Annotated in this window: 14 protein-coding genes; 5 read left to right on the top strand and 9 right to left on the bottom strand. The window is 67.8% G+C overall.

Annotated elements, in window-relative coordinates; translation table 11 throughout:
* Positions 1 to 69: 69 nt before the first annotated feature.
* The 4 genes from betT to J2X70_RS20280 form a co-directional block, all read right to left on the bottom strand.
* The gene (betT, locus tag J2X70_RS20295; protein WP_025878562.1) at positions 70 to 2,049 is read right to left on the bottom strand and encodes a choline BCCT transporter BetT; all 1,980 of its coding nucleotides are present in this window, start codon (positions 2,047 to 2,049) and stop codon (positions 70 to 72) included.
* Positions 2,050 to 2,250: 201 nt separating this feature from the next.
* The gene (locus tag J2X70_RS20290) at positions 2,251 to 2,631 is read right to left on the bottom strand and encodes a VOC family protein (RefSeq protein WP_025878561.1); all 381 of its coding nucleotides are present in this window, start codon (positions 2,629 to 2,631) and stop codon (positions 2,251 to 2,253) included.
* A gap of 67 nt (positions 2,632 to 2,698) precedes the next feature.
* The gene (locus J2X70_RS20285) at positions 2,699 to 3,019 is read right to left on the bottom strand and encodes a multidrug efflux SMR transporter (RefSeq protein WP_025878560.1); all 321 of its coding nucleotides are present in this window, start codon (positions 3,017 to 3,019) and stop codon (positions 2,699 to 2,701) included.
* On the bottom strand, positions 3,019 to 3,372 hold the full coding sequence (locus J2X70_RS20280; RefSeq protein WP_059064403.1) for an SMR family transporter: 354 nt from the start codon (positions 3,370 to 3,372) through the stop codon (positions 3,019 to 3,021). The genes J2X70_RS20285 and J2X70_RS20280 overlap by 1 nt, the downstream gene beginning before the upstream one ends.
* A 161-nt stretch (positions 3,373 to 3,533) precedes the next feature.
* Here J2X70_RS20280 and J2X70_RS20275 point away from each other — a divergent pair, with 161 nt between their 5' ends.
* Positions 3,534 to 4,385: a LysR family transcriptional regulator gene (locus J2X70_RS20275; protein ID WP_309911891.1), complete on the top strand. Its 852-nt coding sequence runs from the start codon at positions 3,534 to 3,536 to the stop codon at positions 4,383 to 4,385.
* A 67-nt stretch (positions 4,386 to 4,452) separates the two neighbouring features.
* Here the strand turns inward: J2X70_RS20275 and J2X70_RS20270 are convergent, their stop codons facing one another.
* Positions 4,453 to 5,373 carry a M14 family metallocarboxypeptidase gene (locus J2X70_RS20270; protein WP_049469194.1) on the bottom strand — a complete coding sequence of 307 codons (921 nt, stop codon included), beginning with the start codon at positions 5,371 to 5,373 and terminating at the stop codon, positions 4,453 to 4,455.
* 131 nt (positions 5,374 to 5,504) lie between these two features.
* On the opposite strand from J2X70_RS20270, the gene J2X70_RS20265 reads away from it, so the two are divergent.
* The 3 genes from J2X70_RS20265 (at position 5,505) to J2X70_RS20255 (ending at position 10,217) form a co-directional block, all read left to right on the top strand.
* A complete protein-coding gene (locus J2X70_RS20265) occupies positions 5,505 to 7,586 on the top strand; it encodes a TonB-dependent siderophore receptor (protein WP_309911888.1) in 2,082 nt (693 codons plus the stop codon).
* A gap of 63 nt (positions 7,587 to 7,649) precedes the next feature.
* Positions 7,650 to 9,416 (top strand): chloride channel protein, encoded by a 1,767-nt coding sequence (locus J2X70_RS20260; RefSeq protein WP_051562466.1) that lies wholly within the window; start codon positions 7,650 to 7,652, stop codon positions 9,414 to 9,416.
* A gap of 84 nt (positions 9,417 to 9,500) precedes the next feature.
* Positions 9,501 to 10,217, top strand: coding sequence for an MgtC/SapB family protein (locus J2X70_RS20255; RefSeq protein ID WP_025878554.1), 717 nt, complete (start codon positions 9,501 to 9,503; stop codon positions 10,215 to 10,217).
* Positions 10,218 to 10,232: 15 nt separating this feature from the next.
* Here J2X70_RS20255 and J2X70_RS20250 read toward each other — a convergent pair whose 3' ends face one another.
* Positions 10,233 to 10,637: a MerR family transcriptional regulator gene (locus J2X70_RS20250; RefSeq protein WP_025878553.1), complete on the bottom strand. Its 405-nt coding sequence runs from the start codon at positions 10,635 to 10,637 to the stop codon at positions 10,233 to 10,235.
* Positions 10,638 to 10,701: 64 nt separating this feature from the next.
* Here J2X70_RS20250 and J2X70_RS20245 point away from each other — a divergent pair, with 64 nt between their 5' ends.
* Positions 10,702 to 11,529: a class I SAM-dependent methyltransferase gene (locus J2X70_RS20245; protein ID WP_309911885.1), complete on the top strand. Its 828-nt coding sequence runs from the start codon at positions 10,702 to 10,704 to the stop codon at positions 11,527 to 11,529.
* An 85-nt stretch (positions 11,530 to 11,614) separates the two neighbouring features.
* Here the strand turns inward: J2X70_RS20245 and J2X70_RS20240 are convergent, their stop codons facing one another.
* From J2X70_RS20240 to J2X70_RS20230, 3 genes are all read right to left on the bottom strand, one after another.
* A complete protein-coding gene (locus tag J2X70_RS20240; protein ID WP_181950208.1) occupies positions 11,615 to 11,905 on the bottom strand; it encodes a hypothetical protein in 291 nt (96 codons plus the stop codon).
* Between the two features lie 121 nt (positions 11,906 to 12,026).
* Positions 12,027 to 12,863, bottom strand: coding sequence for an OmpA family protein (locus tag J2X70_RS20235; protein WP_025878550.1), 837 nt, complete (start codon positions 12,861 to 12,863; stop codon positions 12,027 to 12,029).
* 62 nt (positions 12,864 to 12,925) lie between these two features.
* Positions 12,926 to 17,497 carry a YadA-like family protein gene (locus J2X70_RS20230; protein WP_309911882.1) on the bottom strand — a complete coding sequence of 1,524 codons (4,572 nt, stop codon included), beginning with the start codon at positions 17,495 to 17,497 and terminating at the stop codon, positions 12,926 to 12,928.
* Between the last annotated feature and the right edge of the window lie 692 nt (positions 17,498 to 18,189).

Raw genomic sequence — 18,189 nt, 5'->3', positions numbered from 1 at the left:
TTGAACAGGAGGGTGCGGACCAAAGGTCCGCACCCTCCAAAGGCAAGGGCCATGCCCGGCGTGGCTGCATCAACGGCTCAGGTGCAGGAACTGCAGGTGCCGTTCGTACTGGCTGATGATGTCGTTGATGATCTGCTTGCGGCTGTAGCCGACCAGGTCATAGTCCTGGCTACCCTCGTACAGATGCACTTCGGCGCGGTAGTAGCGCTGGTTGCGCAGCTGCTGCGCGGCGAAGGACGGGGTCAGGTAGCCACTGAGGATCACCCGGTACTGGAAGTCCTGCTGCTCGCCGTGGTTGACCGACAGCTCCATGTCGCCCGCTTCGAACCGCGTCTGCACGTCCCAGCCCTGCTCGCGCAGCTGCTCGGCCACCGCCTCCATCGCCGGCTTCACCGTGTCATCCATGAAGCGGTACACCTGGTCGCGTACCGGGAAGTGCATGGCCTGGGTCAGGCGCTGGCGCCAGCCCTGGTGGTGGCGGTCATCGCCGATCAGCGGCGATGGCCTGAACTGCTGCGCGCGCTTGCGGTGCGACTCGTCACTGAAGGCGCGGGTCAGGCCCCACATCATCAACAGCAGCACCGCCGAGAACGGCAACGAGGCCAGCACCACCGCTGATTTCAGGGCATCGATGCTACCGGCCAGCAGCAGGCCGGCGGTCAGCACCGCGATCACCGTGCCCCAGAACACGCGCAGCCAGCGCGGGCCATCGTCCTCCGGCGCACCGCCATGCGAGGACAGCGTAGACAGCACCACCGCCCCGGAATCGGCCGACGTCACGAAGAAGATGAAACTGACCAGCACGGTCACCCCGATCACCGCCTTGCTCCACGGGTAGCCATCCAGCAACGCATACAGCACCGTCGGTGGGTCATCCACCGCCAGCTGCGCCAACTGCTGCTGGCCATGGTGCAGCACCTGGTCCAGCGCGCTGTTGCCGAAGATCGACAGCCACGCCAGGGTGAAGCCGAGCGGGATCAGCAATACGCCGAACACGAACTCGCGGATGGTGCGGCCGCGCGAGATGCGCGCGATGAACAGGCCGACGAACGGCGCCCAGCCGATCCACCAGGCCCAGTAGAACACCGTCCAGCCGCCCAGCCATTCCGGCCGGCCGCCATAGGCGTATACGTCGAAACTCTTGCCCACCACGCTGCCCAGGTAGTCGCCCAGGTTCTGCATCAGCGTGCTGAGCAGGTACTGCGTGGGACCGGCGCACAGCATGAACAGCACCAGCGCGATCGCCAGCAGCATGTTGATGTTGGCCATCCAGCGCACGCCCTTCTCCACGCCGGACACGGCAACCGCGACCGCCGCGCCCATCATCGCCACCACCAGCAGGATCTGCACCATGTTCGAGTGCGGCACGTTGAACAGGTGCGACAGCCCAGCGTTGAGATGCAGCACGCCGAAGCCCATGTCCGCGCCGATGCCGAACACGGTGGCGACGATGCCCAGGGCGTCGACGGTATAGCCGATGGGGCCGTTGATGCGCTTGCCGATCAGCGGATACAGCGCCGAGCGCAATGCCAAAGGCAGGTTGTGCCGGTAGGCGAAATAGGCCATCGCCATCGCCGCCAGCGCGAACACGCCCCAGCCATGCAGGCCCCAGTGCAGGAACAGCAGCTGCATGGCCTGGCGCGCACCGGCCTCGCCCGCGGCCGGATCACCCTGCGGCGGCTGCAGGTAGTGGGTCAGCGGCTCGGAAACGCAGAAGAAGAACAGGGTGATGCTGATGCCTGCTGCGAACAGCATGCCGGCCCAGGAGAGGTAGCTGAACTCCGGTTCGTCATGGTCGGCACCGAGCTTGATGCCGCCGTACTTGGACAGCGCCACGCCGACCACGAACACCAGGTACAGGGTCATCGCCAGCAGGTAGTACCAGCCGACGTTGAGCGCGGCCCAGTCCTGCGCCTTGACCAGCAGGCGACCGGCGCCGATCGGATACAGGCTGACGAACAGTGCGAAGGCAACGACAACGATCGCCGCGAAGGCGAAGACGGGCCGCAGGGTTCGCACCGGCTGATGTTGAGGCTCCAGTGCTTCCATGGGCAGCCATCTCCGGATCGATCAAAGAGTAAGCCGACCGATTCTGGCTGAATCGCAGTGGACACAGGATGAAGTCGTGGCACCGCGCAGGCTTGAACGGCCGGTGTTCCGTGCTACGCGCGCGCCTGCAGACCGGCGGGCGTGCCGGGCGGCGTTGTCACTTTGGTCCGATTACGACACGCCGCGTCCGGCACCGACGATTCACCCCATCACATGCACGGCGCACAGCTTGTTGCCGTCGGGATCACGCAGGTAGGCCAGGTACAACTGGCGCCCGGCCTTGTGCCGCACGCCGGCCGGGTCTTCCACCGCGGTACCGCCGTGGGCGACCCCCGCTTCCTGCCAGGCATGCACCGCCTGCGGGTCTGCCAGCGCAAAGCCGATGGTGCCGCCGTTGGCATGGCACGCCGCCTCGCCATCGATGGGCGGGATGACCATGAACATCCGTCCATCCTTGATATAGACCAGCTTGCCCTCGTCATCGAACACGCCTGCGCGACCGCCGATGGCAGTGAACAAGGCATCGTAGAAGCGGCGGGAAGCCGCCATGTCGTTGGTTCCGACGGTGACGTGACTGAACATGCGGGCACTCCGTTGCGGGAAAGCCCAAGTGTCGGCGACCTCACTGATCGCCGCAATCAAGCCGGGATCACGCCGTACTGAGCAGCAGCACGGCCGCCGTGACCAGGCCGATGCCGATCCAACCGATCGGGCGCAGGCGGTTGCCGAACAGCAGGCGACCGCAGGTGGCCGTACCGATCACGCCGATCGCGCCCCACATCGCATAGGCGGTCGCCAGGTCCATGTAGCGCACGGCCTGGCCCAGCAGGGCGAAGGCGATCCAGACCAGCACGATGGCGCCGACGCCCCAACGCCAGCGACGGAAGCCATCGGACTTGGCCACCATCATGTTGGCGGCCACATCGATCAGCGCCGAGCAGATCACGAAAAACAAGGCCATCATGTTCATCAGTGCGCCTCCCCGAGGGTGACACAGACGATGCCGACCACCGCCAGCACCAGACCGGCCAGCTGCTGCAGCGACAGGCTCTCACCGAACACGCTGATGCCGACCACGGTCAGCAGGGTCAGGCCGAGGCCTTCCCACACCGCATAGGCCACGCCGACGGCGATGCGGCGCACCGACAGCGCCAGGAAGTAATAGGAAAGCGCCAGCGCGGCGGCCATCACCACATAGCCGGTCCAGCCGCCATCGCGGGCGGCATGGGCCATGAAGGACGTGCCGACCACTTCGGCGACGATCGCCACGGTCAGGCAGGCCCAGGCGACGAAGGCGCCACGGGCGGGAACAGTACGGGACATGTGAAGCTCCTTGCGCGACGGGGACCGCGCCCCGTCATCAGTAGATCCACGCCGTGCGTGGATGATCCGGAACGCCCCCGCAGACAGGGGCGACGGCGGCCAGTATCATCGTCTTTTACGGTGGTATCAAAATGGATTCCATCGACAGGAGCGATGGATCAATGCCCTATTCTCCCGAATCCCTGCAGGCCTTCGTCGAGGCCGCCGCGCTGGGCTCGTTCTCGGCGGCCGCGCGCCGGCTGCGCAAGACCCAGTCCACGGTCAGCACTGCCATTGCCCATCTGGAAGCGGACCTGGGCATGGTTCTGTTCGACCGCAGCGGCCGCTATCCGCAGCTGACCGACGCCGGCCGGCAGGTGCTGGGCCACGCGCAGGAAATCCTTGCCGCCGACGCGCGCCTGCAGCAACTGAGCGTGCGCCTGGCCGCGCCCTTGGAGCCACGCCTGACCGTGGTGTTCTCCGATGTCTACCAGCTCGATCCGGCGCAACGTGTGCTGCAGCGGTTTGCCGAGGCATTTCCCGAGATCGAGCTGGAATGGCTGGATGCCGAGGGGCGCGACGTGCTGGAACTGGTGGATGCTGGCCGCGCCGGGCTGGGACTGCTGCCGCGCCAGGCGCAGTACCCCGATGCGCTGGTGGCCCAGCCGTTGGCCCACCACAGCGAACTGGCGGTGTACGTGGCCAGCGATCATCCGCTGGCGCAGGCCGGCGTGCGTGCGGCGGCGCAACTGGCCCGGCATCGGCAGGTGCGGCTGAGTGCGCAGGTCGACCACGCACCGCCGATCAGCGGGCCGGCATGGACCGCGTCGGACTACCTGATGGTGATGGAGATGGCCGAGGACGGCATCGGCTGGGCCGAACTGCCGCGTGCGCTGGTGCAGCGCTACGACCGGGGCCGCCTGCTGGAACTGCGCGTGCCGGGCTGGCCGAGGCGCATCCACAGCGACCTGGTGTGGCGCCGCGATACGCCACCGGGGCCGGCAGCGTTGTGGTGGGCCGAGGCGTTGGGTTGAGCTAGTGCCGGCCGCTGGCCGGCATCCCCTTGCCCCGTGGTTGCCGGCCAGCGGCCGGCGCTACCGATCAACGATGGGCGAGCGCGTAATCGAGCGCCGAGCACACCGCCGCCACCTGCGCGTCGTTGCACTGCTGCGGCGTCGCGCGGGGGCTGTCCGGGTAGACCTCGGTGGTGGTGGTGTACTTCGCCCCGGTGATGCCCGCACACAGGCCCAGCGGCACCAGCGCGTACTCGATCACGCCGTGCGCGACCACTGGCGAACCGATGATCTCGCCCTTGTCGTCAGCCGGTGCGATATGGGTCACCTTCTCCACTTCGGCGACCACGGCCTGCTGGAAGGCCGGCTGCGGATTCCCGCTGTCGTCCACCAGGTAGAAGCCATCGGGAATCAGGCCCGGTTCGAACGGCTTGCCATCGCGCGCGGCGAGTGCGGGACGGAACTCGCTCTCGTCGCTGTCGGTGGTTTCGTGCAGGTCGATGTGCAGCACGAACTGGCCCTTCAACGGTGCGATCAGTTCGATCAGCGCCGTCGATTCACGGGCCGGGCCGTCAGCGCGGAAATTGCGGTTCGGGTCGATCGCATCGAAGTTCCAACGGTTGATGCGCTCGAAGCCCCACGGATTCACGCACGGCGCGACCACAAGGTTGGCCTTGCCGGCGTAGTGGGCGGCATGTTTTTCGAGGAACTCCAGCGCGCCCATTACGCCACTGGTCTCGTAGCCGTGCACGCCGCCGGTCACCAGCGCGGCCGGCAATGCCGGGTTCCAGTCGCGGCTGCGCAGGGCGAACAGGGTGTAGGTCTCGCCTGCATAGTCGAGCTGGCCGTAGGCCACCTTGTCGAAATGCCCGGCCAGTGCGTCGATGCGCGGCAGCACCTCCTCGTCGTAACGGCGCAGGCGCTGCTGGCGCGCACGCCACTGCTCCCTTTCCGCAACGCCCCACGGCTGGCCAGGGGTACCGACGGGGTAGAAAGCAGCAGTGGACATGGCAGTTCTCAGCGGGTCAGGAGGCAATCGGCCACTTTACCACCGGGCCAAAGCGCTGAACGGAGGACCGATTCCAATGGTGAATGGAATCAGCAATAATTCTCATTTACGACCTTCCACACTCTGCACCGATGCCCATTCCTGCCCCGCAACCGGCCCACCTGCCCCTGGCTGCCGCCCTCGCCCTGTGCATGTTTCCGGCCGCCAGCGCGTTTGCGCAGGACAGCGCCACCACGCTCGACAGCATCCAGGTGTCGGGCAGTTGGTTGGGCACCGGCCTGCACGACAGCGTCAAGAGCTTCGCTGGCGCGCGTACCGTGGTCGATCGCCAGCGCATCGAGGCCAGCGGCGCCGCCAGCCTGGGCGATGCCATGCGCCGCATTCCCGGCGTGCAGGTCACCGACAACTCCGGCACCGCTGGCAGCTCGGTCTCGCTCAACATCGGCGTGCGCGGCCTGACCGGCCGTTACTCGCCGCGCTCGACCGTCCTGCTGGACGGCGTGCCACTGGCGGTTGCGCCGTACGGCCAGCCACAGCTCTCCTTCGCCCCGGCCAGCCTGGCCAACATCGAATCGATCGACGTGGTACGCGGCGGCGGTGCGGTGCGCTACGGGCCGCAGAATGTCGGCGGCATCATCAACTTCAGCACCCGTGCGATTCCGACTGCGGCCGGCCTGCACGGCGAGGCCGGCGTGCGCTACAGCGCTTACGACCACGGCGGCGGCGACAGCACCCAGTACAACGCGTTCCTCGGCGGCACCGCCGACAACGGCCTGGGCATGGCCCTGCTGTATTCGGGGCAGGACGGCCGCGGCTGGCGCCAGGGCAGCGATGACCGCTTCGATGATCTGGCGCTGAAGTTTGCCTATGCCATCGACGCACAGCAGGAGCTGCGTGCCAAGCTGTCGTACTACGACGTGCGTTCTCTGACTCCGGGCGGCCTGACCCGCGCCCAGTACCAGGCCGATCCGTTCCAGAACACCCGCCCGTCCGACTTCTGGAAGGGCCATCGCACCGGCATCGACCTGGGCTACACCAACACGCTGTCGGAGAACAGCGAGTTCGAGGTGCTGGCGTATTACAACGAAAGCAACCGGGCCAGTTCGCTGATCAACGCGGCCAACACACAGATCACGGTGCAGCCGCGCGACTACCGTGTGCTCGGCATCGAGCCACGCTACACCCAGCGCCTGCACTGGGGCAGCAGCGTGCACGACATCACCGCCGGCTACCGCTTCCTGCGCGAGCGCGGCAACGACCGCAGCTACACCGTTACCCGCCGTACCGGTGCGACCGGCGCGGCCACCCGCTTCGACAACGCCACCGATGCGCACTCGTTCTACGTTGATGACCGCATCGCCATCGGTCAGTGGCGGATCACGCCCGGCGTGCGCATGGAGTGGATCGACATGGACCGCCGCCAGGCCGGCGGCGGCGCGACCTTCAGCAGCCGCAACGACAAGGCCCTGCCCTCGCTCAACGTCGCCTACCTGCTGACCCCGCAGCTGACCGTGTTCGGCAACTACACCACCTCGTTCGGGCCGGTGCAGAACATCCAGTTGAACTCGCAGAGCGCGACCAATCCGCTGAACCCGGAAATCGCCAGGACCACCGAGCTGGGCGCGCGTTGGCAGGATGGCGCGCTGCGCGCGGAAGTGACCGTGTTCAAGATGCGCTTCGACAACCAGATCCTGCAGGTGCCGGGCATCACCCCGCCCACCTTCCAGAACATCGGCGCCACCGACCACAAGGGCGTGGAAAGCGCGATCGAGTACCGCTTTGCCGAAAGCAGCGCGCTGGCCGGGCTGGAACTGTACGCGAACTACACCTGGACCAAGGCCATCCAGCAGTCCGGCGACAACCGCGGCCTCGATGTGCCGTTCTACGCGCGCGATACCGACAGCGTCGGCGCCCGTTATGCGCTGGCCGGCTGGACCTTCAACGTGTCCAGCACCCACCAGAGCGGCCAGTTCTCCGATGCCGCCAACACCTGGGAAGAAGCCGCCGACGCGCGCGTAGGCCGTGTACCCGGCGTACGCCTGTGGAACGCGCAGGCCGCCTGGCAGCTGCCCTGGCTGGCCGACAGCGAGGTCGCGGTGGGCGTGAACAACCTGGCCGACAAGCACTGGTACACCCGCAACGTGGATGGCAACGCCGGGCGCATGGTGGCCGCGCCGCGCACGTTCTACGTGCAGGGCCGCTACCGCTTCTGAGCATGGCAACCGCCTGATGCGGTGACGGTAGCGCCCACGGTGGCGGCGTATCATGCCGCCACCATGTCCTCCACCGCTTCGCCATCGCGCCTGCATCTGGCCTTCCAGGGCCTGCGCCTGCGCCTGCGCGGCAGCGACCTGTGGTTCATCGCCCTGGCGCTGGTGGTCGGGCTGATCGCCGGCGGCCTGACCCTGTTGCAGGCTGGGCTGGCACGCACCCTGCAGACGGCGTTGTATGGGCTGGACGAGGGCATGCGCCTGAGCTCGCTGCCCGCTTTGACCTGGACTGCCCTGCTGGTGCTGCCGCTGGGCGGGCTGGTGGTGGGCCTGGTCAGCCTGGCTGCCACGCGCCTGAAACGCCCCCTGCTGGATGCCGTGGAAGCCAATGCACTGCATGGCGGCCGCATGTCGATGCGCGACAACCTGATCGTGTTGACCCAGACCCTGGTCTCCAATGGCTGCGGCGCTTCGGTCGGACTGGAGGCGTCGTACACGCAGATGGGCGCCGGCAGCGGTTCGCAGCTGGGGCGGGTGATGCGCCTGCGCCGCAACGACGTGCGCATCCTGGTCGGTGCTGGCGCGGCCGGTGCGATCGCCGCGGCCTTCGGTGCACCGCTGGCCGGGGCGTTCTACGCCTTCGAGATCGTCATCGGTGCCTATACGCCGGCGGCACTGGCGCCGGTTGCGGTGGCCGCGCTGGCCGGCGCCTTCGTTGCCGACCAGGCCGGCGTGGACGCCTATCTGCTGCCGGCGGCATCGACCATCGACGTGCGCGCAGCCGACTATGCGATCTACGGCCTGCTCGGCTGCTGCTGTGCGATGGTCGGCATCGTGGTGATGCGCCTGATCGCCTCCATCGAAGGCACGGTCAAGCGCAGCCCGCTGCCGTTGTGGGGGCGCCCGGTGGTGGGCGGCCTGCTGCTGATTCCGCTGGCCCTGGCCAGCCCGCAGGTACTGTCGTCCGGCCACGGAGCGCTGCACCTGGACCTGACCACCCATCTGCCGCTGATCTGGATCGGCGGACTGCTGACGCTGAAATGCCTGGCCTCCGGCATTTCGCTGGGCTTCGGTTTCCGCGGCGGCCTGTTCTTCGCCTCGCTGTTCATGGGCACCCTGGTCGGCACGCTGTTTGCCGGGCTGCTGGCGATGGCCACCGGCGTTCCTGTGGTCGACGCCACGTCGGCAGCGCTGGCAGGCATGGCTGCACTGGCCGCGGCGGTGGTTGGCGCGCCGATGACCATGGCCATGCTGGTGCTGGAAGGCACCCACGACTTCCTGCTGACCAGCGTGGTGATGAGCGCCGTGCTGGTGTCCAGCACCCTGGTGCGGCAGTGGTTCGGCTATTCGTTCTCGACCTGGCGCATGCACCTGCGCGGGGAAACCATCAAGAGCGCGCGTGACATCGGCTGGGTGCACAACCTCAATGCCGGGCGGATGATGCGCAAGGGTGTGGCCACCGCCCCGGCCGACCTCGATGCCGCCGCCTTCCGCCAGCGCTTCCCGCTGGGCTCGGGCAGCCGGGTGATCCTGATCGACAGTGAAGGCCACTACGCTGGCATCGTGCAGATTCCGCGCCTGTTCGGCGACGGCGTGAAGCCCGAGGACGTCGTAGGTACGTTCGCCGAGAACCGCGACGTGGCACTCGCCGCCAGCGCCGACGTGGTGACCGTGATGCAGCGGTTCGACCAGACCCAGGCCGACGAGCTGGCGGTGGTGGCCGACGATGGCCAGGTGCTGGGCGTGGTGTCTGAAGCATTCGTGCGCAAGCGCTATGCGGAGGAACTGGACAAGCGCCAGCGCGAAATGATGGGCGAGCGCGTCGACGAGTAGATCCACGCCATGCGTGGATGATGCCCCCTGCCCCTCCACGCGTGGCGTGGTTCTACTGTCACCTGCGGGAGGTAGACTGCGGCCATGCGCTTCATTGAAACCTTCCAGCCCGGCCCGTTCGCCGACACCGTGGTCAGCCTGCTGGCGGCGTTCGTGCTCGGCACCCTGATCGGCGCCGAACGCCAGTACCGGCAACGCACCGCTGGCCTGCGCACCAACGTGCTGGTGGCTGTCGGCGCTGCCGCCTTCGTTGACCTGGGCATGCGCATCGCCGGCAGCGCCGAGGCCGTGCGGGTCATCTCCTACGTCGTCTCGGGCGTCGGCTTCCTCGGCGCCGGCGTGATCATGAAGGAAGGCATGAACGTGCGCGGCCTGAACACCGCCGCGACGCTGTGGTGCTCGGCTGCCGTGGGCAGCTGCACCGGCGCGGACATGCTCGCCGAAGGCGTGCTGCTGACCGTACTGATCATCGCCGGCAATACCCTGCTGCGGCCACTGGTGAACGCGATCAACCGCATCCCGATCAACGAAGCCGCCAGCGAAGCGACCTACGAAGTGCGCCTGAGCGTGGATGCCGACGCGGTGCCGCGCGTGCGCGAGCGCCTGGTCGATGCGCTGGAAGCCGCGCAGTACCCCGTTGGCGACGTGCAACTGGTGGAGCACGCCGATGCGCCCACTGATGTGATCGCAGTGCTGGTCAGCACCGCGGTCAGCGCCGACGAACTGGACGTGGTGCTGGCGCGGATGGAACAGGTGCCGGGCGTGCTGCATGCCACCTGGGAAGTCAGCACCCGCGATTGAGCGGGTGTCGGCAGTTCATCCGCGCGCTACGCGCTGCTGCGCTCGCAGCAACCTGCGGAACGAGGCGCAGCGCCGAGCATCCTCGGCGTGTGGACAGGCGGCAGCCCGCCGCAGCCGATCCTGCGCCCGCTGCAATCTGCGGATCTGCTGCTGCAGCGCATCGGCCCGGGCCAGCAATGCCGTGCGATCCAGTGCAAGCCCTGCCCCCTGCGGCATCGCTGCGCCGATCTGCTGCAGCGACAGGCCTGCCGATTGCCCCAGGCCGATCAGTGCCAGCCGTTCCAGCACCTGCTCGTGGTACTGCCGGCGCAGGCCGCGACGCCCCAGCACCTGCAACAGGCCGAGCTGCTCGTAGTAGCGCAGCGTCGAGGCCGGCACGCCACTGCGGCGGACCACCTCACCGATATCCAGTTCCTGCATCGTGCTTGACCTCAAGTGGGCTTCAAGCGCCACCATGGTCGCACTCCCCGCGCAAGGCAAGCCCATGGACGATTCACTCCCGCTCGATCAGAACACGCTCTGGAACGGCGCCGCCGGCGAGAACTGGGTCGCGCAGCAGACCCTGCTGGACGGCCTGTTCCAACCGATGGCCGATGCCCTGCGCGACGAGCTGCCGGTTACCGTCACGGAACTGCTGGACGTGGGCTGCGGCACCGGCGCCAGTACGCTGAGCGCCGCCGCAGCACGCGCTGACGCCCATTGCACGGGCGTGGACATCTCCGCACCGATGCTTGGCCTGGCCCGCCAGCGCGCCGCCGCGATCGGGCGCAGGATCGACTTCATCGTTGCCGATGCCCAGCGCCATCCCTTCGCAACGGCGCACTACGATTGGATCCAGTCGCGCTTCGGGGTGATGTTCTTCGAGGACACGCAGGCCGCCTTCGCCAACCTGCACCGTGCCGCCCGAACGGGCGCGGGCCTGCGCTGCATCGCCTGGCGCAGCGCGCAGGAGAATCCGTTCATGACCACCGCCGAGCGCGCCCTTGCAGACCAGCTGGTGCTGCCGGCGCGGGTACCCGGTGCACCGGGGCAGTTCGCTTTCGCCGATGGCGAACGGGTGCGCCGGCTGCTGCAGCGTGCCGGATGGCAGGACGTGGACATCGCGCCGCTGGACCTGACCTGCTTCCTCAGCCGTGATGCGCTGGCCAGCTACGTCGGCCAGCTCGGACCTGTGGGCCTGGCCCTGCGTGCGTTGCCGGCCGCACGCGCCGAAGCGCTGCTGCAGCAGGCGCTGACCGCGTTCGCACCGTTCATCGAAGGTGACCGTGTGCGGGTGGAAACCGCCTGCTGGATGATCCGCGCCCGCGCATAGCAACAGAAAAGGGGACGGAGGCGATCAAGTCGTTCATGCCCCGGTTGTGCGGGAAACGACTTGATCCCCTCCGTCCCCTGTTTCTCTACAAGGCCTCGCCGGCATCGGCCAGGCGCGATTCGATGAGCGCATACCACTGCTCGAGCATGTCGACCAGCATGTCCAGCTCGGCGTCGGCACGCTGCGCGCGGCCGCTGCGCAGGCACGCCTGTGCTTCCTGCAGCTGGGTGAGGAAGCCGGCAACGGTGTCGGCCTGCAGGATGAGGCCCGGCTGCCGGCGCCCGGGAATGCGCACGACCGCATGGTTGCCGAGCTGGCCGTACACGCTGAGAGTGGCTTCCGTCTTCATGGACAAGGGCAGGAATTGGGCATTCATCAGGTGCACCAGGGAAGAAACCTGCCCACCGGCAGGCGTGGAAAACGGGGGAGACGTTTCCACGTCCTGCCGGCAGAACAGGGGGGACTCGGGATGCCGGGGCACGCCCCGGCGCGGGGATTCAGTGCGACCGGGCCACGCCCGCGATCTGCACCCGGCGATTGGGCGCCAGGCAGGCGATCAGTTCGCGCCGGTTGCGCTGGTCGCACTGCACCAGCGGTTCGGCCGCACCCCGCCCTTCAGCGCTGATGCTCGCCGCGGATACGCCGCCCTGTACCAGCGCCATGCGCACCGCCTCGGCACGTCGCTGCGACAGCGTCTGGTTGTAGGCAGCGCTGCCGATGCGGTCGGTGTAGCCGACCACCTGGATCGACTGCACCTGGCTGGCCTCACGCACCTGCGCCAGTACACCCTGCACGGCCTGCTGGCCGCTGGCACTGAGCACGGCACTGTCAAAGCCGAACAGTGCATCGGCAGCCAGCCGCAGCGGCTGCTCCGGCAAGGGCGCCGGCGCCGGCGGTGGCGGCGGACGCGGCGGGTCGAGGACCGCTGCGCACGATTCAGGCTTCCAGTAGCCGCCCTGGGCGATGCCCTTGTTGTCGAAGCGCACCTGGAACTGGCAGGTGAAGTACTCCGCGCCCTGTGCGGTGCGGAAGTTGAACAGGTAGTTCCACTCGCGCACGCCCCACATGCCTTCGTTGAAGTGCGGGGTGCCGAGCAACGTGTACAGCTGGCGCTTGCTCATGCCCGGTGCGAACCGGCGCAGGTCGGCGATATCCGGATAGATGCCTTCCTTCAGCGATGCCTTGCTGGCCTCCGGGAAGGTGACGGCGGTGCTGTCGGCGGGGCCGTCGGCGGCCGGTGCGTGGCTGCGGCAGGCAACCAGCAGCCCCGCGGCCAGGATCAGGCCCAGCGTGGCGGCGACGCGGCCACTGCGAGCGATGCGATGCGGTTTCATGTCATTCCCCCTGTAGACGTTGCCCGCTGCGCCGGGCCGCGAATGCGACCCGGCGCAGGCGATCACCACTGGATGCCGGCACCGACGGCCACACCGGCCTCGCCGCGGCTGTTGGTGGAACCACTGAACTTGTAGATCCAGCGACCGCCCTCGGAGACACCGGAGATGCCCAGGGCCACGCCGGATTCGCCGTTGTAGCTGCCGGCGGCGATCGAGGCCATGTTGCGGCCAGCCTCGCTGGGCTGCGGCAGCGATGCGGTTGCCATCGCCGAGGCGATGCCGGCCGAGGCGCGGTTGTCGGTCTTGCGCAGGTCGCGTTCGAAGCCGCCCATGCGCTCATCGGTGTAGGCCTTGGACCAGTCCAGGGTCTGCGCCATGCCCGACTTCAGCTGGTCGACGTTGACCGCGTCGGTACCGGCGGTGCCGGCAGCGACGTTGCGCACCGTGGTCGGGCCGCTGCTGGTGCTGCCCAGGGTCACGCTGTTGTAGTTGGTGGTGCCGTTGGTGGTGGTGTCATAGCGGATCGTGCCCTGCTGCGAAGCCTGCAGCTGGCGCACGTTGACCGCATCGGTCGCCTGCGAACCATCGGCCACGTTGACCACCTGGCGTTCGGCACCGGCTGCACCCACCGACACCGTATTGGCGCGGTTGGCGACCGAGCCCGCACCCAGCGCCACCGAGTTGTCTGCCTGCGCCTGCGAGCCGTTGCCCAATGCGGTCGAGTTGGCCCCGGCCGCAGTGGAGCCGGCACCGCCCGCGGCGGAGTTGGCGCCGGTGGCGGCCGGATCGGCCAGGTTGTTGCTGTTGTTGGCGCGGAAGCTGCCGGCAACGTTGGTGATGTTCTGGATCTTCTGGTCGGTGTAGGCCTTGGACTGGTCGATGGCGTAGTTCACGCCGTTCTTCAGCTGGCCGACGTTGGTCGCATCGTGGTCGTCGGAGCCATCGGCCACGTGGGTGATCTTGCGCTCGCTGCCACTGCTGCCCACCGCCACCTCACCGGACGAGTTGCTGGCGCCGGCCTGACCATAGGCACCGGTATAGCCGGTCTGCGCACCGACGCTGGCCACCGAACCGGCACCCAGCGCAACACTGTTGCCCGCGCTGGCATTGGCACCGTTGCCGACCGCTACGCTGCCCGCACCGGCTGCGCTGGCCTGCGGGCCGACCGCCAGTGCTTCGGCACCGGTGGCCGTGGCTGCGGCAGCCGTGGAGTTGACCGCCAGGTACGGGCTGCCGCCGCCGCTGCTGATGCGCTGGTTGAGCACCCGCAGCGAGCCATCCACTGCAGAGAACGCAGCGGTGACGTTGCTGTAGTCGTTGCCGGTGATGGTGCCATCGGTGGCGATGGTGGAGATGTTGAAGGTCGGCGCGGTCCACAGCCCGGTGCTGCCGTTGTACACGGTGCTGCCACCGAAGTAGCTGGCCACCGTCTGGTGCGTGCTGAACAGCTGGTCGCCGGTGATGGCATCGCTGCTCCCCGCCAGGATGCTGCCGGCGGCCACGTTGGTGACTTTCACCGGTGCACCGCCGGTACCGCTGAGGGTCACGGTATCGACCACATTGCCACTCCCGTCCACGTCGTACTTCACGGCGCGCGCATCCAGGTCATCGGTCTGCTCGGCCACATTTGCCAGCGAATTGCTGACCGCATCGAAGGCCGTGCCGACGTCGTTGTAGCTGCCCTGGCTGACCGTGCCATTGGCGGCGACGTTGTTGAGCGTGTAGGTCGGCGCGGTGACCACGCCATTGGCATCCACTGCAGCGCCGCCGCCGAGGTGGGTGGCCACCGTCTGGTTGGCCGCGAACAACTGCGCACCATTGATTGCTTCGCTGCTGGCCGCGCTGATCTGGCCCGGGCCGAGGTTGCGCAGCGTGGTGGCGGTGCCGGACTGGCCGAGCGTCGCACTTGCGTAGTTGACGCTGCCGTCGCCGTTGAGGTCGTAGCGCAGTGCGCCCTCTTCGGAGGCCTGCAACTGACCCAGGTTGACCGCATCGGTGCTGGCGGTGCCGGCGGCGACGTTGGTGACCTGGCGTTCGGCGCCCGCGGCACCGATCGACACGCTGTTGGCACGGTCGGCCAGGCTGCCGGCACCGACCGCGATGCTGTTGGCGGCGGTTGCGCTGGCACCGGCACCGACGGCGATCGCTTCGGCGCCGCTGGCCACGGCGTCGGCACCGGTCGAATTCACCCGCAGGTACCGGGTGCCGGTGTTGCGGATGTCGTTGATCTGGGTGTTGAGGTTGACCAGCGAACCATCCACCGCATCGAAGGCGTCGGTGACGTTGTCATACAGCCCCGGGGCCACAGCGCCACCGGTGGAGATGGTGCTGATCTCGAACAGCGGTGCGGTGAAAGTGCTGGTGAGCGGATCGAACGCTGCGCGTCCGCCGAAGAACTTTGCCATCGTGTCGTTGCTGGCGAACAGCTGCGCACCATTGACCGCCTCGCTGCTGGTGGCGTTGACCGCGCCGGCGGCCAGGTTGCCGATGGTGGTGGTGCCGGTGCCATTGCCGAGGGTGACACGGCGATAGTCGGGGTCGCCTGCACCATCCAGGTCATAGGTGACCGCCGCCGCGCCGACCGCGTCGATCTGGCTGATCGCACCCTTCAGCTGGGCCACGTTGACTGCATCGGTGTTGGCGCTGCCGGCCGCCAGGTTGGTGATCTGCCGCTCGCCACCGCCTGCGGTGCCCACCGACACTTCGCCCGCCGACACCTGTGCGGTGGTCAGGCCGTAAGCGCTGTAGCCAGCCTGCGCGCCGCGCAGTGCGGCCGAGCGATAGCCCAGCGCCACCGAGTTGGCCTGGTTGGAGGTGCTCTCTGCGCCGAGCAGGGTCTGCCCGTTGGCAGTGCCGCTGGCACTGTCGCCGACCACCACCGAGTGCCCCATGCGTGCTGCATAGTCGGCGGTGGGAACGCCGGTCGGATCGCTCGGATCATTGGCGCCCGCGCCGGGGAAGGCGACGTTGGCATCGACCTTCGGCAGTTCATGGCGGGCGTTGGCACCGATCACCACTTCCTTGGAGCCGTTGGCATAGGCGCCATCGCCCATCAGCACCTGGTAGTCCTGCGCTGCGTTTACCGCCCAGCAGGAGATGTCCGCCAGCGCGATGTCCAGGCACTTGGCCGCCCAGGCCGGCGAGTCCGTCGGCAGCAGCAGGCCGAGCAGGCCACCGGGATTGCCGTTGTTGATGTTGTAGATGTAGCTGTCGGAGGTGACGCCACCGATCAGGGTCAGGTGCGAGCTGCCACCGGTGACCGCGCCACCCAGTCCGTTGAGCGTGGTGCCGACCGGCGTTGCATTGACCACCGGCAGGCCGAGCACGTTGACCGTGGAATAGGTCTGCATGACGTTGGCGGTGCTGAGCTTGAGGTTGCCGTTGGACAGGTAACCGGTGCCGCCGAACAGGCTGGCGGTGGTCGGGCCGAGCAGTTCGGTGACACCGCCCACCAGGCCACCGGTACCGATCACCAGGCCCGCGTTCGGGTCGGCAGCGGCGGGCGCCTTCGGGCTGGTCGGCGGAATGGCCGACGGCGAGGTCAGGCCGAGGCTGCCCAGGGTATTGCCGACCAGGCCACCGACGGCGCCGGTCAGGTTGCCGACGGTGCCGTTGAGGTCACCATTGAGCAGGCTGCCGACCGCGCTGCCAACGCCGTTGAGCGCAGTGTCGACGCCGTTGAGCAGGCCGCCCAGGCCAAGCGCGCTGTTCTGCGCGGCGACGGTTGCGGTGCCGGCCAGCTTGAGATTGCGATCGGCGACGATTTCCTCGCCGTCCTTGCCCTGCACCCGTACCTTGCCTGCCACGCCGGTATCGAACGCTGCGGTGATCGCGCGGTCATCGGTGTCACCCGGCAGCTCTTCCTTGGCCGGCAGTGTGACCGCTGCGGTGGCACCGACCTGGCCTTGGCCTTCGATGTGATTGCCGGCCACGACCAGCTGCGAATCGACCTTGCCATCCACGGCCGCCTTCAAGCCGGACGGCGTTGCACCCGCTGCCGCGGCAACCTCGGTGCCGGCGTCAATGCTGGCAACCGGCTTGCCGGCGATGCCGACATCGGCCTTTGCTGCCGCGTTGGCGGCCAGACCCAACGGCGCCTGTGCGGCCGGTGCGACGTTCGCCGCAAGCGCGGCATCGACACGGGTAGCGGCTGCAGTGCCAACACCGATGTTGGCGCGCACGTCGGCGCCCAGCACCGGTGCAGGCACCTGGCGCGGCGCGGCGCCGGCCGCCAGCTTGACCTGCACGGTGGCCGGCAGCACGTCTCGCACGACCGGCAATGACGTTGTGCTCAGCTGCAGGCCGACGCGTGCGTTGGCACTGATCGCCGGGTTCGCCTGGGCCTGTCGTGCAGCCGCGGCCAGCGCCACTTCGGCGTCCACCTTCACCGGCATCGGCTGGGTGTACTTGGCCGCCAGCGCCTGCAGGTCGCGCAGCGATTGATTGGCCTCTGTCGCCGCCGCAGGTCCGCTGGCCAGCACGCACAGCAGTGCCATGGCCAGGGTGCTGGGCACCAGAAGGCTGGCACGACGGTCGCGCGGTGCGGTACCACCGCTATCGCCGGTGGCCAGTTCCGAGGCCACAACCAGAGCATTGAGCTGGCGGTTCCATACACGCCGGTAGATGCGGTTCATGAGCATTTCCCCCGTAGGCGGACAACTTGAATGTCAGTGGACTTGCCGTTAGGCAGGTGACTGACATTTCGCGCCTTTCAGCGAGGGCTGAGCACTTCATTCCGGCAGGGCAATCGCGCATTCCGGCAAATCCACGGCCGGATTCGGCAGCCACATATGCAAATCCGGCAGGGAGGGCTGGCCGGGCTGCCGCCCGGCACCCGCAGAGGCGAAAACCAAAGCCAAAGCCAAAGCAACAGCCGGCTCTGGGTTTTCTGCGGGTTGGCGGGGCGGTGTGGGCTTGCAGGACACGCCGTAAACCCGTCCATGGGGGCTCGATGGCGCCATCCATGGCGCCAACGGTCCTGCAAGCCCACACCGCCCCACCTGTGACAGTTTCCCCACGACGGTTGGATCTGCCGTCGTGCATTCACTGTCGACATGATCGATCTTTGATTTTCAGTGATTATTTCGATCTAAATCGAAATTGATGATCCGACTTTCCCTCGGCCGGGCATGGCCCGGCGCTACATCCAAAGCGCGCGGGAAACTGTCGAAGGCGGGGTGGGTCCGGTTGCGGGGGTGTCCGCGGCATGGATGCCGCGGCCAAGCCCCCATGGTGAAGTGACCCCCTAAAGTTGGACAGTTGGGGATCAGGCAGCCAGCGCGACCTGTTCCCGGTACTTTACCGGGCTCAGGCCCTTTAGTTTCAG

Origin of the sequence: Stenotrophomonas sp. 1337 (genome assembly GCF_031455455.1) — a bacterium.
GTDB classification, from domain to species: Bacteria; Pseudomonadota; Gammaproteobacteria; order Xanthomonadales; family Xanthomonadaceae; genus Stenotrophomonas; species Stenotrophomonas indicatrix.
This window is presented reverse-complemented; position numbering and strand designations above follow the sequence as displayed.

What these genes read in the sequence shown, in the direction of transcription:
- betT (WP_025878562.1), bottom strand. Translation starts at nt 2,049, where the DNA reads ATGGAAGCACTGGAGCCTCAACATCAGCCGGTGCGAACCCTGCGGCCC.
- J2X70_RS20290 (WP_025878561.1), bottom strand. Translation starts at nt 2,631, where the DNA reads ATGTTCAGTCACGTCACCGTCGGAACCAACGACATGGCGGCTTCCCGC.
- J2X70_RS20285 (WP_025878560.1), bottom strand. Translation starts at nt 3,019, where the DNA reads ATGAACATGATGGCCTTGTTTTTCGTGATCTGCTCGGCGCTGATCGAT.
- J2X70_RS20280 (WP_059064403.1), bottom strand. Translation starts at nt 3,372, where the DNA reads ATGTCCCGTACTGTTCCCGCCCGTGGCGCCTTCGTCGCCTGGGCCTGC.
- J2X70_RS20275 (WP_309911891.1), top strand. Translation starts at nt 3,534, where the DNA reads ATGCCCTATTCTCCCGAATCCCTGCAGGCCTTCGTCGAGGCCGCCGCG.
- J2X70_RS20270 (WP_049469194.1), bottom strand. Translation starts at nt 5,373, where the DNA reads ATGTCCACTGCTGCTTTCTACCCCGTCGGTACCCCTGGCCAGCCGTGG.
- J2X70_RS20265 (WP_309911888.1), top strand. Translation starts at nt 5,505, where the DNA reads ATGCCCATTCCTGCCCCGCAACCGGCCCACCTGCCCCTGGCTGCCGCC.
- J2X70_RS20260 (WP_051562466.1), top strand. Translation starts at nt 7,650, where the DNA reads ATGTCCTCCACCGCTTCGCCATCGCGCCTGCATCTGGCCTTCCAGGGC.
- J2X70_RS20255 (WP_025878554.1), top strand. Translation starts at nt 9,501, where the DNA reads ATGCGCTTCATTGAAACCTTCCAGCCCGGCCCGTTCGCCGACACCGTG.
- J2X70_RS20250 (WP_025878553.1), bottom strand. Translation starts at nt 10,637, where the DNA reads ATGCAGGAACTGGATATCGGTGAGGTGGTCCGCCGCAGTGGCGTGCCG.
- J2X70_RS20245 (WP_309911885.1), top strand. Translation starts at nt 10,702, where the DNA reads ATGGACGATTCACTCCCGCTCGATCAGAACACGCTCTGGAACGGCGCC.
- J2X70_RS20240 (WP_181950208.1), bottom strand. Translation starts at nt 11,905, where the DNA reads ATGAATGCCCAATTCCTGCCCTTGTCCATGAAGACGGAAGCCACTCTC.
- J2X70_RS20235 (WP_025878550.1), bottom strand. Translation starts at nt 12,863, where the DNA reads ATGAAACCGCATCGCATCGCTCGCAGTGGCCGCGTCGCCGCCACGCTG.
- J2X70_RS20230 (WP_309911882.1), bottom strand. Translation starts at nt 17,497, where the DNA reads ATGAACCGCATCTACCGGCGTGTATGGAACCGCCAGCTCAATGCTCTG.